19 protein-coding genes are annotated in these 17,612 nt (G+C 42.7%); 7 read left to right on the top strand and 12 right to left on the bottom strand.

Annotated elements, in window-relative coordinates; genetic code table 11:
- Positions 1-5 precede the first annotated feature (5 nt).
- From ccoS to ccoN, 7 genes are all read right to left on the bottom strand, one after another.
- Positions 6-170, bottom strand: a complete 165-nt coding sequence (gene ccoS, locus J4N37_RS07510) for a cbb3-type cytochrome oxidase assembly protein CcoS (RefSeq protein WP_252042085.1) — start codon at positions 168-170, stop codon at positions 6-8.
- Between the two features lie 14 nt (positions 171-184).
- The gene (locus J4N37_RS07505; protein WP_252042084.1) at positions 185-2,548 is read right to left on the bottom strand and encodes a heavy metal translocating P-type ATPase; all 2,364 of its coding nucleotides are present in this window, start codon (positions 2,546-2,548) and stop codon (positions 185-187) included.
- Positions 2,549-2,552: 4 nt separating this feature from the next.
- Positions 2,553-3,029: a FixH family protein gene (locus J4N37_RS07500; RefSeq protein WP_010447941.1), complete on the bottom strand. Its 477-nt coding sequence runs from the start codon at positions 3,027-3,029 to the stop codon at positions 2,553-2,555.
- Positions 3,030-3,118: 89 nt separating this feature from the next.
- The gene (gene ccoP / locus J4N37_RS07495; protein WP_010447942.1) at positions 3,119-4,093 is read right to left on the bottom strand and encodes a cytochrome-c oxidase, cbb3-type subunit III; all 975 of its coding nucleotides are present in this window, start codon (positions 4,091-4,093) and stop codon (positions 3,119-3,121) included.
- On the bottom strand, positions 4,093-4,266 hold the full coding sequence (locus tag J4N37_RS07490) for a cbb3-type cytochrome oxidase subunit 3 (protein ID WP_005396487.1): 174 nt from the start codon (positions 4,264-4,266) through the stop codon (positions 4,093-4,095). Before J4N37_RS07490 ends, ccoP begins: the two co-directional genes overlap by 1 nt.
- Before the next feature lie 9 nt (positions 4,267-4,275).
- The gene (gene ccoO, locus J4N37_RS07485) at positions 4,276-4,896 is read right to left on the bottom strand and encodes a cytochrome-c oxidase, cbb3-type subunit II (RefSeq protein WP_010447943.1); all 621 of its coding nucleotides are present in this window, start codon (positions 4,894-4,896) and stop codon (positions 4,276-4,278) included.
- 12 nt (positions 4,897-4,908) lie between these two features.
- Positions 4,909-6,336, bottom strand: a complete 1,428-nt coding sequence (gene ccoN, locus J4N37_RS07480; protein ID WP_010447944.1) for a cytochrome-c oxidase, cbb3-type subunit I — start codon at positions 6,334-6,336, stop codon at positions 4,909-4,911.
- Between the two features lie 256 nt (positions 6,337-6,592).
- Between ccoN and J4N37_RS07475 the strand changes: the two genes are divergently transcribed.
- The 3 genes from J4N37_RS07475 to J4N37_RS07465 all read left to right on the top strand — a co-directional run bounded on the left by J4N37_RS07475 (position 6,593) and on the right by J4N37_RS07465 (position 9,970).
- Positions 6,593-6,949 carry a hypothetical protein gene (locus tag J4N37_RS07475; RefSeq protein ID WP_252042082.1) on the top strand — a complete coding sequence of 119 codons (357 nt, stop codon included), beginning with the start codon at positions 6,593-6,595 and terminating at the stop codon, positions 6,947-6,949.
- Between the two features lie 113 nt (positions 6,950-7,062).
- Complete coding sequence (locus J4N37_RS07470) at positions 7,063-8,250, top strand: FIST signal transduction protein (protein ID WP_252042081.1); 1,188 nt, start codon at positions 7,063-7,065, stop codon at positions 8,248-8,250.
- A complete protein-coding gene (locus tag J4N37_RS07465; protein ID WP_252042079.1) occupies positions 8,240-9,970 on the top strand; it encodes a response regulator in 1,731 nt (576 codons plus the stop codon). Before J4N37_RS07470 ends, J4N37_RS07465 begins: the two co-directional genes overlap by 11 nt.
- A gap of 167 nt (positions 9,971-10,137) precedes the next feature.
- On the opposite strand, the gene J4N37_RS25255 is transcribed toward J4N37_RS07465, so the two are convergent.
- Positions 10,138-10,218: a DUF3693 domain-containing protein gene (locus tag J4N37_RS25255; RefSeq protein WP_503048340.1), complete on the bottom strand. Its 81-nt coding sequence runs from the start codon at positions 10,216-10,218 to the stop codon at positions 10,138-10,140.
- Positions 10,219-10,360: 142 nt separating this feature from the next.
- Here J4N37_RS25255 and J4N37_RS07455 point away from each other — a divergent pair, with 142 nt between their 5' ends.
- Complete coding sequence (locus tag J4N37_RS07455) at positions 10,361-10,780, top strand: hypothetical protein (protein WP_252042078.1); 420 nt, start codon at positions 10,361-10,363, stop codon at positions 10,778-10,780.
- A gap of 412 nt (positions 10,781-11,192) precedes the next feature.
- On the opposite strand, the gene J4N37_RS07450 is transcribed toward J4N37_RS07455, so the two are convergent.
- The 4 genes from J4N37_RS07450 to matP all read right to left on the bottom strand — a co-directional run bounded on the left by J4N37_RS07450 (position 11,193) and on the right by matP (position 13,758).
- Positions 11,193-12,410 (bottom strand): HDOD domain-containing protein, encoded by a 1,218-nt coding sequence (locus tag J4N37_RS07450; RefSeq protein WP_252042077.1) that lies wholly within the window; start codon positions 12,408-12,410, stop codon positions 11,193-11,195.
- A gap of 129 nt (positions 12,411-12,539) precedes the next feature.
- Complete coding sequence (locus J4N37_RS25250) at positions 12,540-12,866, bottom strand: hypothetical protein (RefSeq protein WP_010447998.1); 327 nt, start codon at positions 12,864-12,866, stop codon at positions 12,540-12,542.
- A gap of 120 nt (positions 12,867-12,986) precedes the next feature.
- Positions 12,987-13,298, bottom strand: coding sequence for a DUF3634 family protein (locus tag J4N37_RS07440; protein ID WP_010448001.1), 312 nt, complete (start codon positions 13,296-13,298; stop codon positions 12,987-12,989).
- 10 nt (positions 13,299-13,308) lie between these two features.
- Positions 13,309-13,758 (bottom strand): macrodomain Ter protein MatP, encoded by a 450-nt coding sequence (gene matP / locus J4N37_RS07435; protein ID WP_045394892.1) that lies wholly within the window; start codon positions 13,756-13,758, stop codon positions 13,309-13,311.
- A gap of 213 nt (positions 13,759-13,971) precedes the next feature.
- On the opposite strand from matP, the gene J4N37_RS07430 reads away from it, so the two are divergent.
- The 3 genes from J4N37_RS07430 to J4N37_RS07420 all read left to right on the top strand — a co-directional run bounded on the left by J4N37_RS07430 (position 13,972) and on the right by J4N37_RS07420 (position 17,517).
- A complete protein-coding gene (locus J4N37_RS07430; RefSeq protein WP_252042076.1) occupies positions 13,972-15,612 on the top strand; it encodes a S16 family serine protease in 1,641 nt (546 codons plus the stop codon).
- Between the two features lie 70 nt (positions 15,613-15,682).
- Positions 15,683-16,201, top strand: coding sequence for a bifunctional 3-hydroxydecanoyl-ACP dehydratase/trans-2-decenoyl-ACP isomerase (gene fabA / locus J4N37_RS07425; RefSeq protein ID WP_010448008.1), 519 nt, complete (start codon positions 15,683-15,685; stop codon positions 16,199-16,201).
- A 111-nt stretch (positions 16,202-16,312) separates the two neighbouring features.
- A protein-coding gene (locus J4N37_RS07420; protein ID WP_252042075.1) for an IS3 family transposase occupies positions 16,313-17,517 on the top strand; the annotation gives its coding sequence in 2 pieces (ribosomal slippage) (positions 16,313-16,700 and positions 16,700-17,517; 1,206 coding nt in all).
- Positions 17,518-17,612: the final 95 nt, after the last annotated feature.

Below are 17,612 nucleotides of genomic sequence, written 5' to 3'. Positions count from 1 at the left end.
TAACGTTATAGTTTTTTGTTATTCGGTTTTTCGTCTTCATCAAGAAGAATGTTGTGACCTTGTCGCTCTAAATCCTCAAACTGATCACTACGAACAGCCCATAGGAAAATAGCAACAGCGACACAGACCAATACAATGGCGATAGGGATTAATATGTATAGACTTTCCATGTTTGATCTCTCATCTACTTCTCTTTAAGCAGTCGCAACGAGTTGGATACAACAATAATAGAACTTGCCGACATACCAACAACGGCCACATACGGTGCGACTAAGCCTGCAACTGCCAGCGGCAAAATTAACAGGTTGTAGCCTAAAGACCAAGCCAAGTTTTCTCTGATTATCTTTCTAGTACGTATCGCAAGCAATCTCGCTTCTAAAAGCTTCTCTAAGTTATCGCCAAGAAGTGTCATATCTGCAGAAGCTTTAGCGACATCCGTACCTCCACCCATGGCAACGGAGAGGTGCGCACCGGCTAGTGTTGGAGCATCGTTTATACCGTCGCCAACCATCAGAGTGATATCGTCTTTGTCTAGCCCCTTAAGATACGCGAGTTTGTCTTCTGGTTTTGCCGATGCGATCACATGGTCGATGCCCATTTCATCGGCAACCGGCTGAGCATTTTGTAATGAATCTCCAGTCAACAACGTGGTTTTGATACCAGCGTCAGCAAAACGTTGAATAAATTCTTTACTCTGTTTACGAATAGGATCGCGGTAGTAGAAAGTCGCAACATGGACATCATCCACAGAAAGGTATACTGCATTGCTTTCATCTCGGACTTCACCAACAACAAAATTTGCGCTGCCGATTTTTACTGTTTTCTTACCCCAAATACCTTGAATACCCGAACCAATGACATTTTGAACGTCATTAACAGTGAGATCTTCTCGACCAAAGTCAGCAAAAGCACGAGCAATAGGGTGGTTAGCATGAGCCTCAAGTGCTGCTGCAATCGCGAGTGCTTCGGCTTCCGTTATGGTAGCAAAGGTTTTGGTTTCACTTATTTCGATGTCGCCTTTGGTTAAGGTGCCTGTTTTATCAACGACAAGGTGATTAATCTTACACAGTGTCTCGAAAACATGACCTTTCCGCAGCAAGATACCAAAATTGCCCATACGAGATGTTGCACAAGTTAGTGCTGTTGGCGTTGCTAAAGATAGAGCACACGGACAAGTAGCGACCAAGACAGACAACATAATCCAGAACGCATCATCAGGTTTGGTTTGATTCCAGTAGAACCATGTGCCTGCCGAAATGATTAGAATAGCACCAACGAAATAGCGTGCTACCACATCCGCGATCTCGGCGATCTTAGGTTTGGAATGCTGCGCTTCATCTTGAAGACGCACAATATTCGAAATCATCGAATCTGCTTTCGAATTGGTGACTTTCAATTCGAAAGATTCATCTCCATTCAATGTTCCTGCGTATACCGCATCGCCCGCTTTTTTTACTACGTGAACAGATTCGCCAGTCAGCATTGATTCATCGATATGTATGCGACCTGACATCACTTTGCCATCTGCAGGGATGTGTTCGCCAGGGAGAACGCGAATACGGTCACCAACCTTTAAGGTCTTTACTGGGATTTGTTCACCGTCTAGCGTTGTAGCAATCGCAGGGATTAATTTGAGGAGGTTGCCGCTAGCTGCCGCTGCCTTACGGCGAGCTCGCATTTCCAAGAATCGACCTACTAGCAAGAAGAAGGTAAACATCGAAATGGATTCGAAGAAGACTTCACCTTGCTCAGTAACTGTCGCAACTAAACTTGCGACATAAGCAAAGATCAATGCAATGGAAACAGGAACATCCATACCCAGTGTACGGCCGCGAATACTGCGCCATGCATTGAGGTAGAAAGGAAGCGCTGAATAGAGCAGTACAGGGGTTGCGAAGATTAAACTCACCCAACGGAAGTAGTTTTTAAACTCCGGCTCTAAATCGCCAAAGACTTCCAAATACAGGGCTACTGCGAGCATCATGACCTGCATTGTTGCAAGGCCAGCGATACCTAGGCGGTATAGGTACTGCTTCATCGTATGATGGTAGGCAGCTTCTTGCTTATCTGCTTCGAAAGGCGCTGCTTTATAGCCAAGTTTGTGAATGATAGAGAGTAATTCACTAAGGCGAACTTGTGTCTTATCCCACGCAAGCAATGCACGGTTAGTGGTGGTGTTCACACGAATAGAAACCAAACCTTTGACACCGGACACTTGTTTTTCAATCAACCATGCACAAGCTGCACATGACACGCCTTCCAGTGATAGCGTAACTTCAGAGGTATTTTCATGATTGCGAACAAACTCAGATTGAACATCTTCGTTGTCATAATGAATGAGAGCTTGTAGCTGTTCTGGAACTAAGTCTGCTTTTTCAGCTGGCGCAGTTCGATATTGGTAGTAGGAAACTAAACCGCTGTTGACAATAGTTTGCGCCACAGTTTCACAACCAGGGCAACACATGTCGCGAATTTCACCTAATATTTCTACTTTGAAATCCGTGTTGGCTGGTACATCTTCACCGCAGTGATAACAGGATTTACACATAGACTTACTTCATTAATGTTGTTGGTTGCGCAGGGAACTCGACTCGACCTTGAATCATCCATTCTTTGTTGTGTGGTTCAAGCTCGACGAACCAGGGACCCTGAATAGAATCTTCAGGAGTTAAACGATAATTACCTTTTGCATCTGCTGTAAGCAGCTTCGTGAAGTCACGGTCTGGCAACGTACGGTGTGTGAACGTTGCAGTTAGAGCAGGGAAGTGAGGCAACTCGCCTTTATTGAAAGCGATAACAACCGTGTTCTTATCAGAAGAGACTGTAGCGTTAAGACCAAGGTCACGAGCGACATTCATTTTACTGATGTCGATATTGATGCCTTTGCCTTTTTTATAGTAATCCTCAGCGACCAAAGATACCGAGTTGTTGGCGAATACGACTACTGTAACGACCGTCCATACTACAACCGTCAGAGGTAGGATGATCAGGAACCACGGCCAAAATTGTTTATACCAAGGCTTTACCATAAAAAAGTTCTCAACAGCTAAATGAAAAAATGTAAGGCTTTAAATTTAAAGGAAAGACAGCCCCTATGAAAGAGGCTGTTATTGAAATGTTACTTATTGTCTGAGTTGCTTAAACTCCAGACGTATGCCGCGACAAGCTGAACTTTGTCTTCGCCTAGAATGTCCTTCCAAGCAGGCATTACACCAGAGCGACCATTCATAACTGTTTCGGTTACCGCGGCGCGCGAATCACCGAACAACCAAGTTTGATCAGTTAGGTCGGGAGCACCTACAGCAGGGTTACCCTTACCATCTGTACCGTGACAAGCTGCACACACAACGAAACGCGCTTTACCAGCTTCTGCTTCACGTGCATTCACTTTACGACCAGATAAGCTTAGCGTGTAGCTTACGACTTCTTGAACACCTTGTTCGCCAAGTGCATCTTTCCACGCTGGCATCTGACCGATACGGCCTTGCATGATAGTTGTAACGATAGCTGCTGGCTCGCCGCCGTATAGCCATGCGTTGTCAGTTAGGTTAGGGAAGCCAGTTTGACCTCGAGCATCAGAACCGTGACATTGTGAACAGTTCTGCAGGAACAAACGCTGACCAACCTTAATTGCTTCAGGATCTTGCGCAATCTCTGGGATAGGGCGTAGACCATCTGCGTTATGAGCAAGGGCACGGAATGCTTCACCGAAGTATGCATCTGCGTCATCTAGCTCTTTAGCGTATTGGTTAAGTTGTTTGTTCTCTTGTGCTCGTGCGATGGCTTCTTTTGATTCTTCCAACGTACGAACGGTTTGATCTGAACTCTGCCAGTTTAGGAAACCTTTAAAGTTACCTAGGCCTGGAAAAAGAGCCAGATATACAGCTGCAAACACAAATGTGCTCACAAACAAGTATGTCCACCATTTTGGTAGAGGGTTGTTAAGCTCGCGAATACCATCGTACTCGTGGCCCATGTCTTCCCCTTCCTCGACGCCCATTTTATCTTTAGCGCACCAAGTCAGGAGGATCGCACAGCCAACTAGCGTACCGACAGTAATCACGATAATCCAGAGACTCCAGAATGTAGTCATTACTTCTTCACTCCTTGGTTATTTGGGGTCGTTTGTTCTTCGTCAGCAAACACCAAGTTAGCATCTTCTTCAAAACGTGCTTTACGTTTCTTGCTAAATGCCCACCATACGATGCCGATAAAACTAGCGAAGAGTACAACGGTATAAATACTATGAATTGTACCGAAATCCATATGACCCCCTTACTTCATTGCATGACCAAGAGACTGAAGGTAAGCGATGATTGCATCCATCTCTGTTTTACCTTCTACTTCTTTAGCCGCATTCGCGATTTGTTCATCCGTGTACGGAACACCGAACTGGTTGCGGAATACTTCTAATTTCTTCTGCGTCAGCTTGCCGTCTAGTACGTTTTCTTCAAGCCAAGGGAAACCTGGCATATTTGATTCAGGTACTAGCTCACGTGGGTCAATTAGGTGAACACGATGCCACTCATCAGAGTAACGTCCGCCTACACGTGCTAAATCTGGACCAGTACGCTTAGAACCCCATAGGAATGGGTGCTCCCAAACACTTTCGCCAGCAACAGAGTAGTGACCGTAGCGCTCTGTCTCAGAGCGGAAAGGACGAATCATCTGACTGTGACAAACGTTACAACCTTCACGGATGTAAATGTCACGACCTTCCATTTCTAGAGGAGTGTAAGCTCGCAGGTTTTCTACAGGCTCGGTAGTTTGCTTCTGGAAAATCAGAGGAGTGATTTCTACAAGCGCACCCCAACTGATTGCAAACACAATGAAAATAGCCAACAAACCGACATTACGTTCTAGGATTTCGTGGCGATTATTCGAATTATTACTCATTCTTTAATCTCCTTATGCCGGTTGAGGGATAGCTTTTAAGCTTTCTTTAGGCGCAGTTACCGTCTTGTACGTGTTGTATGCCATTAGGAACATACCGAATAGGAAGATGAAGCCTCCTAGGAAACGTACGAAGTAGAACGGGTAAGATGCTTCTACAGATTCAACAAAGCTGTAAGTTAGCGTACCGTCAGAGTTGACTGCGCGCCACATTAGGCCTTGCATTACACCAGAGATCCACATTGCTACGATGTAAAGAACAGTACCGATAGTTGCTAACCAGAAATGAACGTTGATTAGGCTAACAGAGTACATACGCTCTTGACCAAATAGACGAGGAACAAGGTGATATACAGAACCGATTGAAACCATTGCAACCCAACCTAATGCACCAGAGTGAACGTGACCGATGGTCCAGTCTGTGTAGTGCGATAGCGCGTTAACTGTCTTGATAGACATCATTGGACCTTCGAAAGTAGACATACCGTAGAAAGACAATGAAACGATTAGGAAACGTAGGATAGGGTCGTAGCGAAGCTTATGCCATGCACCAGATAGCGTCATGATACCGTTGATCATACCACCCCAAGATGGAGCGAATAGAACCAGAGACATCACCATACCTAGAGACTGAGTCCAGTCTGGTAGGGCTGTGTAATGTAGGTGGTGAGGGCCAGCCCAAATGTACAGCGAAACTAGTGCCCAGAAGTGAACGATAGATAGACGGTAAGAATAAACAGGACGTTCAGCTTGCTTAGGAACGAAGTAGTACATCATACCAAGGAAACCAGCGGTCAATAGGAAACCTACCGCGTTGTGTCCATACCACCATTGAACCATTGCATCCACGGCGCCTGAGTAAATCGAGTAAGATTTACCTAGAGCAACAGGAATTGCCATGCTGTTCACGATGTGAAGTACTGCTACTGTGATGATAAAGGCACCGAAGAACCAGTTAGCCACGTAGATATGAGAGGTATTACGCTTAACCAGTGTTCCAAAGAACACGACTGCGTAAGACACCCAGACAATCGCAATTGCGATATCAATAGGCCATTCTAACTCAGCGTACTCCTTACCCGAGGTAAAACCTAAAGGTAGGGTGATTGCTGCTGCTAGAATAATTGCTTGCCAACCCCAAAAGGTGAAGGCAACGAGTGGACCACCAAAAAGACGTGTTTGACAAGTACGCTGAACAACATAATAAGATGTTGCGAACAGGGCACTGGTACCAAACGCAAAAATTACCGCATTAGTATGCAATGGACGTAAACGACTGTACGTCAACCACGGCGTATCAAAGTTTAGCTGTGGCCAAACTAACTGAGCGGCAATCAAAACACCAACAGCCATACCAACTATGCCCCATAAAATGGTCACAAGGGTAAATTGGCGAACGACTGTATAGTTGTAGTTTTGTTCAAGCTGCTTTACTTGGCTCATTTGCATGCTTCCAATTTCTAATTAACTACACTTTACTTCCAACACGACTTGCGTCGTAACACCACCCAAGTAAACTCAAGAATTCAAGTGTTATCATCACTTTATTTCCATTGCTGACTTTAATAAAAAGTGGCATTTTCAGCGAGACACTATACTTGAATTAACAATTCAATGACAGAGTAGTAACCTTACAACGCCTCTGGAAATCATTTTTTATTTAAAAAGTTTGAAGTTTGTAACAAGGATATTAGGAATTATGGCCGCACAAAAGTTAACAAAGGCAAGACTTGCACAAATCTTAATCATGCTCAGTGTTTTAATTGGAGCATTTTTCTGGCGCACCTTTACTTATGAGACGAGCAGAGTTGTGGATTGTTCACAAAAACAACGATGTGATGTAACAATTGGTCAGTCAAAAATCGCCATAAACAAGAGTTCGAACGGTTTTTCGATCGAAAGCACAGAAATTGACAGTCTAAAAATTGATCTAAATCAATCTGGTCAATTTATTAACGTAGGTGATAAATATCGCGATATTGAGTGGAATAGTATTTCTGAGACAAAAGCAATTAATCTCAAAATAAACGAAAACATTGTCCAAGTTCATTTATAAATCAGATCTGACGCGAGATAATTGTATCTTCTTTGTGCAGTTAATACCTTCTTACCTAGCGCTTAATTTTCGCAATGGTATAACAGTAAAGTGATAAACAATAATAAAACCGTATGCAGTGCCAATCATTATTTACTCATATTACCGACGAATATTCAGCGATAGAAAAATTTCGCTCAGAATTGAGCCAGGATAATCTGTCCCATTTGATCTGTTATTACACAGAGGAGTATGACTTCAGAAAAATTCAACGTGCATTCGTTAAACTATTTCCTGAAGCCACCGTGCATGGGGCCAGTTCGTGTCAAGCAATCATGACCAACCATGGGTATCATCAAGGACCTGTTATTGCAGTACTTGCGATTTATGATTCCGGTCAGCACGCATACGGGACTGGGATTTCAACCTATGGGGCAAATTTAGAAACAAGCGTTGATGAGGCGCTTAATATGGCGCTTTTTCATGCAAATAGAGTAGGTGAAGTACCCAACCTGATCCTTCTTCATGCAACTCCGGGACATGAAGAATCGATTATCGAATGTATCGATGAGCGCTTTGGTACTTTGGTTCCCATTATTGGCGGATCGTCAGCCGATAACAATGTAAAAGGGAATTGGTCTGTAATCACGTCCCAAGGATATGAGCAGAACGGGGTAAGTCTTACTCTCTTCTATTCGTCTCAGGCAGTTGATACCGCTTTTAGTGCAGGGCACTCTCCAACAAGCATCACTGGTATCGCAACAAAGACTATGGGCCGCTGCCTTTTAGAAATAGACGACCAACCCGCACTAGATGTCTACCGCAAGTGGACGAAGCATCAAGAAACACAATCGGACGAACAAAGCTTCCTATTTACAAACTCCAGTGCGTATCCTCTGGGACGTATTGCAGGGCACCTGTACGAGAGGCCTTATTACAAACTGTCTCACCCAATCAGAGAAACAGAGCAGGGTGGCATCGAGCTTTTCACGAATATTGAAGAAGGTGAAGTTCTTACCCTAATGCAGGGAAGTCGTCAGCATCTAGTGGCTCGAGCGGCCAGAGTTGTTAACGCTGCTTTCAATCAAAAGTTAGAAGAGTCTCGAAAAATAGGAGTGATAAACATTTTTTGCGCGGGCCCTATGCTGCACTTAAAGCAAGATATTAATAGTGTTTGTGAACAAATTAACCAGGAATTAGATAACCTGCCTTTTATTTGCCCGTTTACCTTTGGTGAGCAAGGAAGATTTATAGGTGGCGAAAATGGACATGGAAACCTGATGATCTCTTCAGCAATTTTCCATAAACCTTATGAAAAATAAATATTTAGAGATATACCAACAAGAAGCGTTACAAGAGGCACTTGTTGAACTAAAAGAGGCAAGACAGCGAGAGAAGCTCTTGGCTGACGAAAACAAAGCAATCTTATCAGCCATTTCTGCTATGAGTGAGGCTCGTAATCGCCACGAAATATTTTCCGGCCTCAACAGCGTTCTAAAGAAATACATCGACTTTGATGACTTCATCGTCATCACCCGTGACTGCAATCAACAAAATTTCAAAACACTTCTATCGACAAATAGCGTCTTTGATAGAACTAGTTGGTTACCGGGTAACGCGTCGGAGAGGGCGCTCAATGGTGAGTGTATTTTGCTGTTTGAACCAATGCGGTTAAAGGAGTTTGAGGGGCTTAACTCCTTTATTAAAAGCCAGGTAAGTTCCATGCTTGTAACTGGTATTCGGTCTGAAGTAACACAAACTATCATCATACTTGTAGGTGCTCAAAAAGGTCACTTCAGTATCGAAAACAAAGAGACGCTTCGGCGTTTCAGACCTTTGATTGAAAGGGCTGTTATAGATATCGAAACTAAAGAGAAGTTACAACGTATCGTAGAGGTTCGCACCTCACAGCTTGCTAAGGCAAGAGAAGAGGCAGAAAGAGCAAACCAGTCTAAGTCAGAGTTCTTAGCCATGATGAGCCATGAGATTCGTACTCCGTTAAACTCAGTTTTGGGCATGCTCGACATATTGAGGCAATCGACTTTAACCGAAGAACAATCAGAAATCCTTAATCAGATGGAATGCTCAGCAGATCTGCTTCTCGCAATCATTAGCGACATTCTTGACTTGTCAAAAATAGAGTCTGGTAGCTTTCATTTGAACGAACAGTGGACTAACCTTAGTGACGCTGTAACTCTTATCGTTTCTCAACAAAAACAGGTAGCTAAAGCTAAAAATTTGAGTTTTGAGTTCGAGTGTAACCTCGATAAAAACAGGCAATATTGGATAGACTCAACACGCTTGTCTCAAATTCTTTTTAACTTAATTGGCAACGCGAGCAAATTTACAGATTTTGGTGGTATTGATATCTCTGTGATTGAGCAAGATAGCGAACTTGTAATTTCTGTTGCTGATACTGGCATTGGAATTCCAAAAGCTAAGATTGGAAATCTCTTCACGGCTTTTAATCAAGGAGACAGCTCGATTACGCGAAGATTTGGAGGTACAGGCCTTGGACTGGCTATCACCAAACATTTGGTTGAAATGATGCGAGGAACAATCAGCGTTAAAAGTGAAGAGAATGTTGGCTCACACTTTGAAATTAAGATACCTGTGTTAACGAGAAATAATCAAGATAGACCGGTAAAGATAGAGCCCAACCATCCATCAAAAGCAATGAACCTTCTTGTTGTAGAAGATACGGAGTCTAATCAACTTGTGATTAAACTAATCTTAAACAAGTTAGGACATAATGTTTTTATTACGAGCCACGGCGCAGAAGCAATCGCATTTCTTGAAGAACAAAGGCAAAACATCGACATCATTTTGATGGACGTCTCAATGCCAATTATGGACGGGATAACAGCGACGAGGCTAATCAGACAGAAAGGCATTAATATTCCAATCATCGCGTTAACAGCTCACGCATTAGAAAGCGACAAGACTACATGCATGAAAGCCGGTATGGACGGTTTTGTTTCAAAACCAGTTCGACGACAAGAGATCTACGAAGCAATTCAGTCGCTAGTTGAAACCGCGTAGCGCGTTAATATAGATCTTAACAATCGTAGATTATTAAGATCTATATTAAGTATTTTATGGTAAATCGCCATTATGTTTAATGGCATTGCCAAAAAGCGCGGCATTTTAAAATCTGAACGGGATAGGAGACCAAACTAGAGAAGATTTGGCGCACATGGATAGTTTATTTAACATAATATACATAATGCGCACTGGTATAGTAATTCTTGTGGGCTTGTTAACACTACGGCTAATCCAGTGCAAGCCATTTAAATTCCAGACAATCCAAGCGCATTGAATTATTTGCGATATTCGTCCTCTGTCAGCATTTGAGGCTTATCCCCAAATCAGGCGCAATTTGTTTCTATTGCACGTAGTTCATTCGCTCTTTGTAGGCGTCAATGAACTGGTTTGTGTACATTTCTGCTGCTACAAAAAGATCTGTACGCGACCACCTTGGCTGCAGTTATTCTAAATGTGTCTGTTCGTCATATCCGGCGCTTACTCAATCGAATTTGCACTATAGGAACTCAAAGTCTCGCACACGCTGCTCGTGGTCGTCCGAGTTACCGACGTTACTCTGAAGATTTTAAAGTTAAAATACTAAAGATCATTCACAAGTATTATTCTGATTTCTCACCAACGCTCGCTCTAGAAAAACTCTCAGTACAACACAACCTCGCGGTATCCAAAGAGACTCTACGTCAATGGATGATCGCCGACGGGCTTTGGGTCCCACACTCTAAACGCAAGCCCCGAGTTTACCAACCTCGTTACCGACGTGATTGCGTGAGCTCATTCAAATTGATGGTTCGCACCACGTGTACCTAAACTTGGTTACGCTTCTTTTTCATGGTGACGTTGTCACTATGGATGTCTTGACATGAACCACGCTCAAATCATCTAATAGATTTTCTGTCTGACTACAAAAGCGGTTGTTTCCTTTGGAGCCAAAGACTTAAGTAGTTTTTACTAAGCTGCTCATCTTCTTTCAAGCATGAGCTAATTAAAGGATTTCGTTACCGCGTAACCAACAAGGGCGGCTAGCTCCCTGCTCCACCTATGTTCAACCTAGCTTTGGCCAAGTATCTTAGAAGTTGATACATATTAAAATTTCTGGATAGCACTTCAGATGCTCTCGCACTTCACGACATCACACTGTAACTATTAATTGATTTAGTCGTACCTTACGGCTTAACAACAAAAAAGCTCGCGACGCGAGCTTTTCTTTTCATACTGATTTCTACATTGTTAATGTTAACTTCCCGGGGATTCTTGAGCGCACTTCTTTTAGTGCTTCTCCAGACATCTGAACATTTGCGAACCAGAATGGCTTGTGCTTATCAATGAAGGCGCTACTTTTTGTTAAGCCTTCATAAATTGAGTACGCTTTGGCTTGTGCCAATGCTGCGCCATAGTCGCTTCTCTCCAATATTGGTATGTTATCAAGATCTTCGATGACAGCATTTTTGATATGTAATGAAGCTTTTGGCCAATCATATGATTCGAGAATACGGCGTGTAATCGATGCTTCCATCTCGTGTATGACTTTTGGTAAAAAGGCGGTATTGGCTTTTATGTCAGCACAAGCATAGTATTCTTCTTTTTTTTCTGCTTTCCTGTAGTTAAGCATGACCTCAACCAATGCGTCTTCAAAGGTATAAGTAAAATGATTGACGATGACGAAGTTACCTAGCGTACGCAAAACACCAATTAGGATACCTGCGTCTGGCTCTCGAACACCTGCACTTTGTAAACGCATTCGTGTGACATTTGCAGTTACCACAAGGTGTTGCCACATTTTAGGAGCAATAAGTTTGGTATTCCGATCTGCCCATTTGAGCATCGGCCTTGCCATTAAGACAGGAAATAACAGGCGACAATTCTCAATTCCGATTTGACCAATAGCAACTTTTGCATCCGGTACGCCCTTAGGTTTACGCCCTAGCCTTTCACAAAATTTGGGGTTAGAAATGAGATCTACAATGGTAGAGTTCAATTGGTGACTAAGGGTCGTGAGTGTCCCTAACTTCGAAAAAGACAGTGATGGAGAGTATGCAAAAGAAGCAAAATGATCAAAAAGAGGGATTCCTCCGCATAGTTTATCAATAGGATAAGACTCTAACTTACTAATCAACATGCGTTCAGCTACTCGTGAAACATCCCGCACAACTTTTCTTAGTGTTTTTTGTTTGTCTTCAACAACCTGACGTCTTTCCTGTACCCGCTCTTGTTCGCACATAAGTAAAATACGTTGATTTCGGGTTATACGTTCATCCTCGTTGAAGATGACGTCGTCACAATAGCGGCCTTGTAAACTTAGTAAATCATCGACCTCTGTTTGATCAACTAGGTACTTCATGCTAACAAGCCATTTTGCGTGTCGAATTTCTACCTCTTTCGATACTTTACTTGCTATATCAATTGCTTCTTGCGTGTAGGTTTTCTTGGTTAGCAACAAGCTTCTATCCCTATACTTCTTATAATGAATCTAATTGGTATAGTGTATACGATATGGCAATCAATCTTAAGTTTTGTGTGATATTAATTCAGATAATGCCCCATCCGAATCTACTAAACCATCAACAAACTACAATTTTGACAGAGTAGACAGGTGAAGGCGGATAAACTTTTCGGGATACCGATATTTAAACTTTTTGCCTTTCTTCAGCTTCGATTTGGCAAATTTGCAGATCTTCGTGTCACCTATGCCAGTGACACGCCTTATCTTGGCAGTGCTGTTGGAGTGCTCTAGCTCAATCATGACATCACAATACCCTTGGTAATCATCAAACCTCTTATCTACCTGCTTTTGGAGCTTAGATTTGATTTTCTTTGCCACAGGATTGAATTCCGAATCATCTGCAACAATAAGGTTCGAAAACAATAATAAAGGAAACAGGAGTATTGAACGCATTTTCAGTCAGATAGTATTTAGAAGCCATGAATACTGACTATATTAAGTTCTCTTTCGTAAATAAAACCGGGACGCATGTTGTGCGTCCCGGTGAGTGTTTTTTCGTAAGTGATATGTTTGTTAGGCCTGCTTTTTCCCTTTGCTACTTTTAAAACCTTGGTGAGGAAAAACGTTTCTAATACGCTGCTGTACTTTCTTGGGTACCTGTTTAGAAAACACCAGTCGCATACCAGTGCGCTGACTATATACTTTCAGTTGACCATCAAAAGGAAAATGTTCAGCAATATCTTGCAAGTTGTGCTTAAAAGAAGGTGGAATGTGGCCTTTCACTTTAGTCAAACTACCCTTGTCAAAGTTCACCTTTAAAACTGGGCGATCTACAGCTATCAACCAAAAAATAACAACAGCAGCAATCAAGATTACATAAAGCATTCGGTGCTCCTTAGCTAGACAACAGTTTACTCAAGTCTTCTTTAATTGATGATACCTTAAGACTTGCCTTTTCGCTTCTTGATGCTTCGGACAATAAATATTCGATGGCATCGGATAACGTACAACCTAGCTCATTCGCTCTACTGGAGAGCTTTTCCCATACACGATAGTCAAGATCGATGGATTTCTTCTTGGTATGAACTTGCTCAGCATTAAAGTGACGTTTGCGCTTAGCGCGAATCGCTTGCTTGAGCTTATTATCGAGTTCTTCTGACATATGGTTTTCAATCCAAGTCAGAACTTGTGTTGGCTCATGCTCTATTTTACGCAACTCAGCAACTGCTGCGTCAGCTTCACTGGTGTCAATGTAGCGTGTTATCGCCTCTCCATCTTTCCATTTTTTGATGAGATACTTCCACTTCCAACCACATTCTAAATTTTCAAGTTGCTGATATTTCATCCTTTCGACCCTTAATGCGCATCTGGGTGACAGCGTAACCCAGAGATGTCAATTCAGCAATTAAAACTCGTGAAAGTATCGATGTCGATCACTTATTTGTCTAAAGTTTAACCGGCGTACCGTTTCAACTTTTGGGATTGGTTAAATTGTCGCTAGGGAGTTGATCATCGTTTCGTTATAATGCTTCGCAAGATTAGATTAAGATGAATTTTAATGAACCAAGTTAACTGGCAAGATGTCACCCCTTCTTTCGAGCAATATGAAGAGCTTTTAAGCAATGCAACTACTCTTCCGATAAAATCCTTTATTGACCTTCAGCCAAGACTTGAAGCAACCATTAATAGATTTACTAACGTCCGAGGACTCACTCGCATACTCTTGGTCAACTGTACTGATAACGCCATTTATAGAGGGTTTATCTTTGATGTAGTAAAGGGTAAAACGTCTGGTCCTGTTATCACAACAGAATCGCTTGACGCGAAAGAGTTGTTTGACCGTTACAGGGTGAGTCGAGATGGTAACACGACATGTGAATCGGGTTTGCTCTCTAAAGCAGATGGTGGCTATCTAATTGTTCCAGCAAATTTGGTTCTTGCTAATGCCGCTCGTTGGCCGAGTATCAAAGCAGCTATTCAGGGGACTGGATTTTCGCCAATAAACCTAACGCCTGAGCGTATCGCCTCTTCACCAGTTACGGCAAAAACTTACGATGTAAAACTGATAATCACAGGCGATCGTAATCAGTTGGCCGAAATAGAATATGTTGATGATGACTTTTCGGCAGGCTTAACGATGTATACAGAAGTGGAAGAAGACATTCATCTTTCTCAAGAGAACCTCGGTAACTATATTGGATTGGTTAACTGGATTTGTAAGAAATATCAGCATCCAAATTTAGATTGCAGTGCATTTAAAAGGTTAATTCTTGCTGGTATGCGATACACGGAGGATCAGCATTACTTACCTCTTGGTGTGATGTGGCACAACCAGTTACTTGGCCTTTCACGACAATATGCTACGAGCGATATCATTAACTTTAACGCGGTTGATCAGGCTATTGATGACAAGTACTACCGTGAGTCATACCTGCCTCAACGAGCGGTTGATGATATTCTTGACGGGCAAGTGATCATCGAGACTACGGGAGAACAGGTTGGCCAAATTAACGGATTGACCGTTATCGATATGGCTGGACACCCAGTTTCTTACGGAGAGCCCGCTCGTATCTCATGTGTTATACACTTCGGTGATGGTGATATTTCCGATGTTGAACGCAAGGCAGAGCTTGGCGGTAACTTACACGCCAAAGGCATGATGATCATGCAAGCATTTGTGAGCTCAGCACTGGATCTTGATGAACCCCTACCATACTCCGCATCGATTGTATTTGAGCAGTCTTACAGTGAAGTTGACGGTGATAGCGCCTCATTAGCCGAGCTTTGCTGTTTGGTAAGTGCCCTGTCTGAATCTCCAGTCAATCAACAGATCGCCGTCACCGGAGCTGTAGACCAATTTGGTCGTGTGCAAGCCGTTGGTGGCCTGAACGAAAAAATCGAAGGTTTCTACCAAGTATGTAAACACCAAGGGTTCACTGGCCAGCAAGGTGTGATTATGCCCAAATCTAACCTCAAGCACCTCGCGTTACATAAAGATGTCATAGAGAGCATTAAGAATGATGAGTTCCATATTTGGTCTGTTTCTACTGTAGACGAAGCGATTCCTATCCTGATGTCAAAACCATTTCGTGGAGAAGAAGATAGCGTCATTGGTAAAATTGCTGAACGTATTGAAAGCTTTGAAAGACACGAACATCCTGAAGGAATTGTGGAGCGCATCAAAAACTGGTTTGTCTAGTACTGATCGGAGTTGTTTAGCGTACACGTGTTCACTAAGATGCAGCTATCAAAAATCGGAGTAATTGATAATGCAAAACAAACGTGATTCTTATAACCGTGACGATCTTCTAGCTTCTAGCCAAGGTGAGCTGTTCGGACCTGGTTACCCTCAGCTTCCAGCGCCAAACATGCTAATGATGGATCGTATTACTAAAATGTCTGAGACTGAAGGCGATTTTGGTAAAGGTTTAATTCTTGCAGAATTGGATATTACTCCTGACCTTTGGTTTTTTGATTGCCACTTCCCTGGTGACCCGGTAATGCCAGGCTGTCTTGGTCTTGATGCAATGTGGCAGCTTGTTGGTTTCTTCTTAGGCTGGGTTGGCGGTAAAGGGAAAGGTCGCGCTCTTGGTGTTGGCGAAGTGAAATTTACTGGTCAGATCCTACCAACAGCGAAAAAAGTAACTTACGAAATCCACATGAAGCGTGTTGTTAACCGTAAGTTGGTGATGGGCTTAGCTGATGGCCGTGTATGTGTAGACGGTAAAGAAATCTACGTAGCAAAAGATCTGAAAGTGGGTTTGTTCCAAGACACTTCTAGCTTCTAATCACCTACTCTGAAGCGTTTTATAAGGCTCCTTTTTTAAGGGGCCTTTTTGTTATCCGTGTACCGTCCTAAATAAGGTTGACACATTTCCGACATGAAATTGGAGAGTGTCATGAAATCAACAAGTAAACGAACCCAACGAGATTATTCTCTTGCTTTTAAATTGACGGTCGTTGACCAAGTAGAAAAAGGCGAAATGACCTATAAACAAGCTCAAGAGCGATACGGGATACAAGGTCGGTCTACTGTCTTAGTTTGGCTTCGTAAGCACGGTCAGCTAAATTGGTCTAAAGGAATAGAGAAACCAAACACAGTAGGTAATGGTATGCCTGATTCTCCTTCTACTCAAACTCCAGAACAACGGATAAAAGAACTCGAGCAACAACTTGAAGAAACTCAACTGAAAGCGGACTTCTTTGAGGCTGTCGTAAAAGTAATGGATAGAGATTTCGGAGTCCGAATCTCAAAGAAGCGCAAAGCCGAGTTATTAAGGAAAAAACGGTCAAAAAGCTCACAGTAACTAAAGCTTGTCACTTCATCGGGATTACTCGGCAGGCGTTTTACAAACGCTGCGCGCTCGAGCTTCAGCGAACTCAGAAAGAGCAATCTGTCATTGGGTTCGTCAAAGAGCAAAGGATTCGACATCCTCGATTAGGAACTCGAAAGCTAAAGTACTTACTCAGTCAGAGTAACATTTATATAGGGCGAGACAGTCTGTTTTTATTGCTAAAACAGCATCGCCTATTGGTCTTAAACCGTAGGGCTTATCATCGAACAACAAACAGCCATCACCGGTTCCACTGCCATCCAAACCGAATCAAAGAGGGCATGGTTCCAAATAAACCGGAGCAGTTGTGGGTCGCTGATGTTACTTACTTGGCAACACGAGCGGGAAATACTTATCTCAGCTTAATCACTGACGCTTACTCGAGGAAGATAGTTGGGTATCATCTCGATGATAATATGAAGACGCAAGCCGTTAAGAGTGCGTTCCTGAAAGCTTTGAAAAAGCGGCGATATGAGGGAGAGCTTATCCATCACTCTGATCGAGGTATTCAATACTGCTCTGAAGAATATCAGTCATTACACAGAAAATATCATGTGACATGCTCTATGACTGATGGGTACGACTGCTATCAAAACGCTCTAGCGGAAAGAGTAAATGGTATCTTAAAGATGGAGTACTTGCTGACTAAGCCGAATGACTTGAATGAAGCTAAGAAAATGGTCGCTGAGTCTGTGAAACTCTATAATGAACAGAGACCACATACAGCTCTAAAATACAAAACGCCCGATGAAGTTCATCGAGCGTTTTAACTAAAAGTGTCAACCCATATCAGGACGGGTCACCGCAGTATTGTTTTAAAACAAAATCTAGGCTTATGAACGCAGAAAAGGCTCTAAATGAGCCT

This window comes from Vibrio sp. SCSIO 43153, assembly GCF_023716625.1.
Classification (GTDB): domain Bacteria; phylum Pseudomonadota; class Gammaproteobacteria; order Enterobacterales; family Vibrionaceae; genus Vibrio; species Vibrio rotiferianus.
The sequence above is the reverse complement of the archived record's forward strand: the minus strand, read 5'-3'. Positions and strand labels throughout refer to the sequence as shown.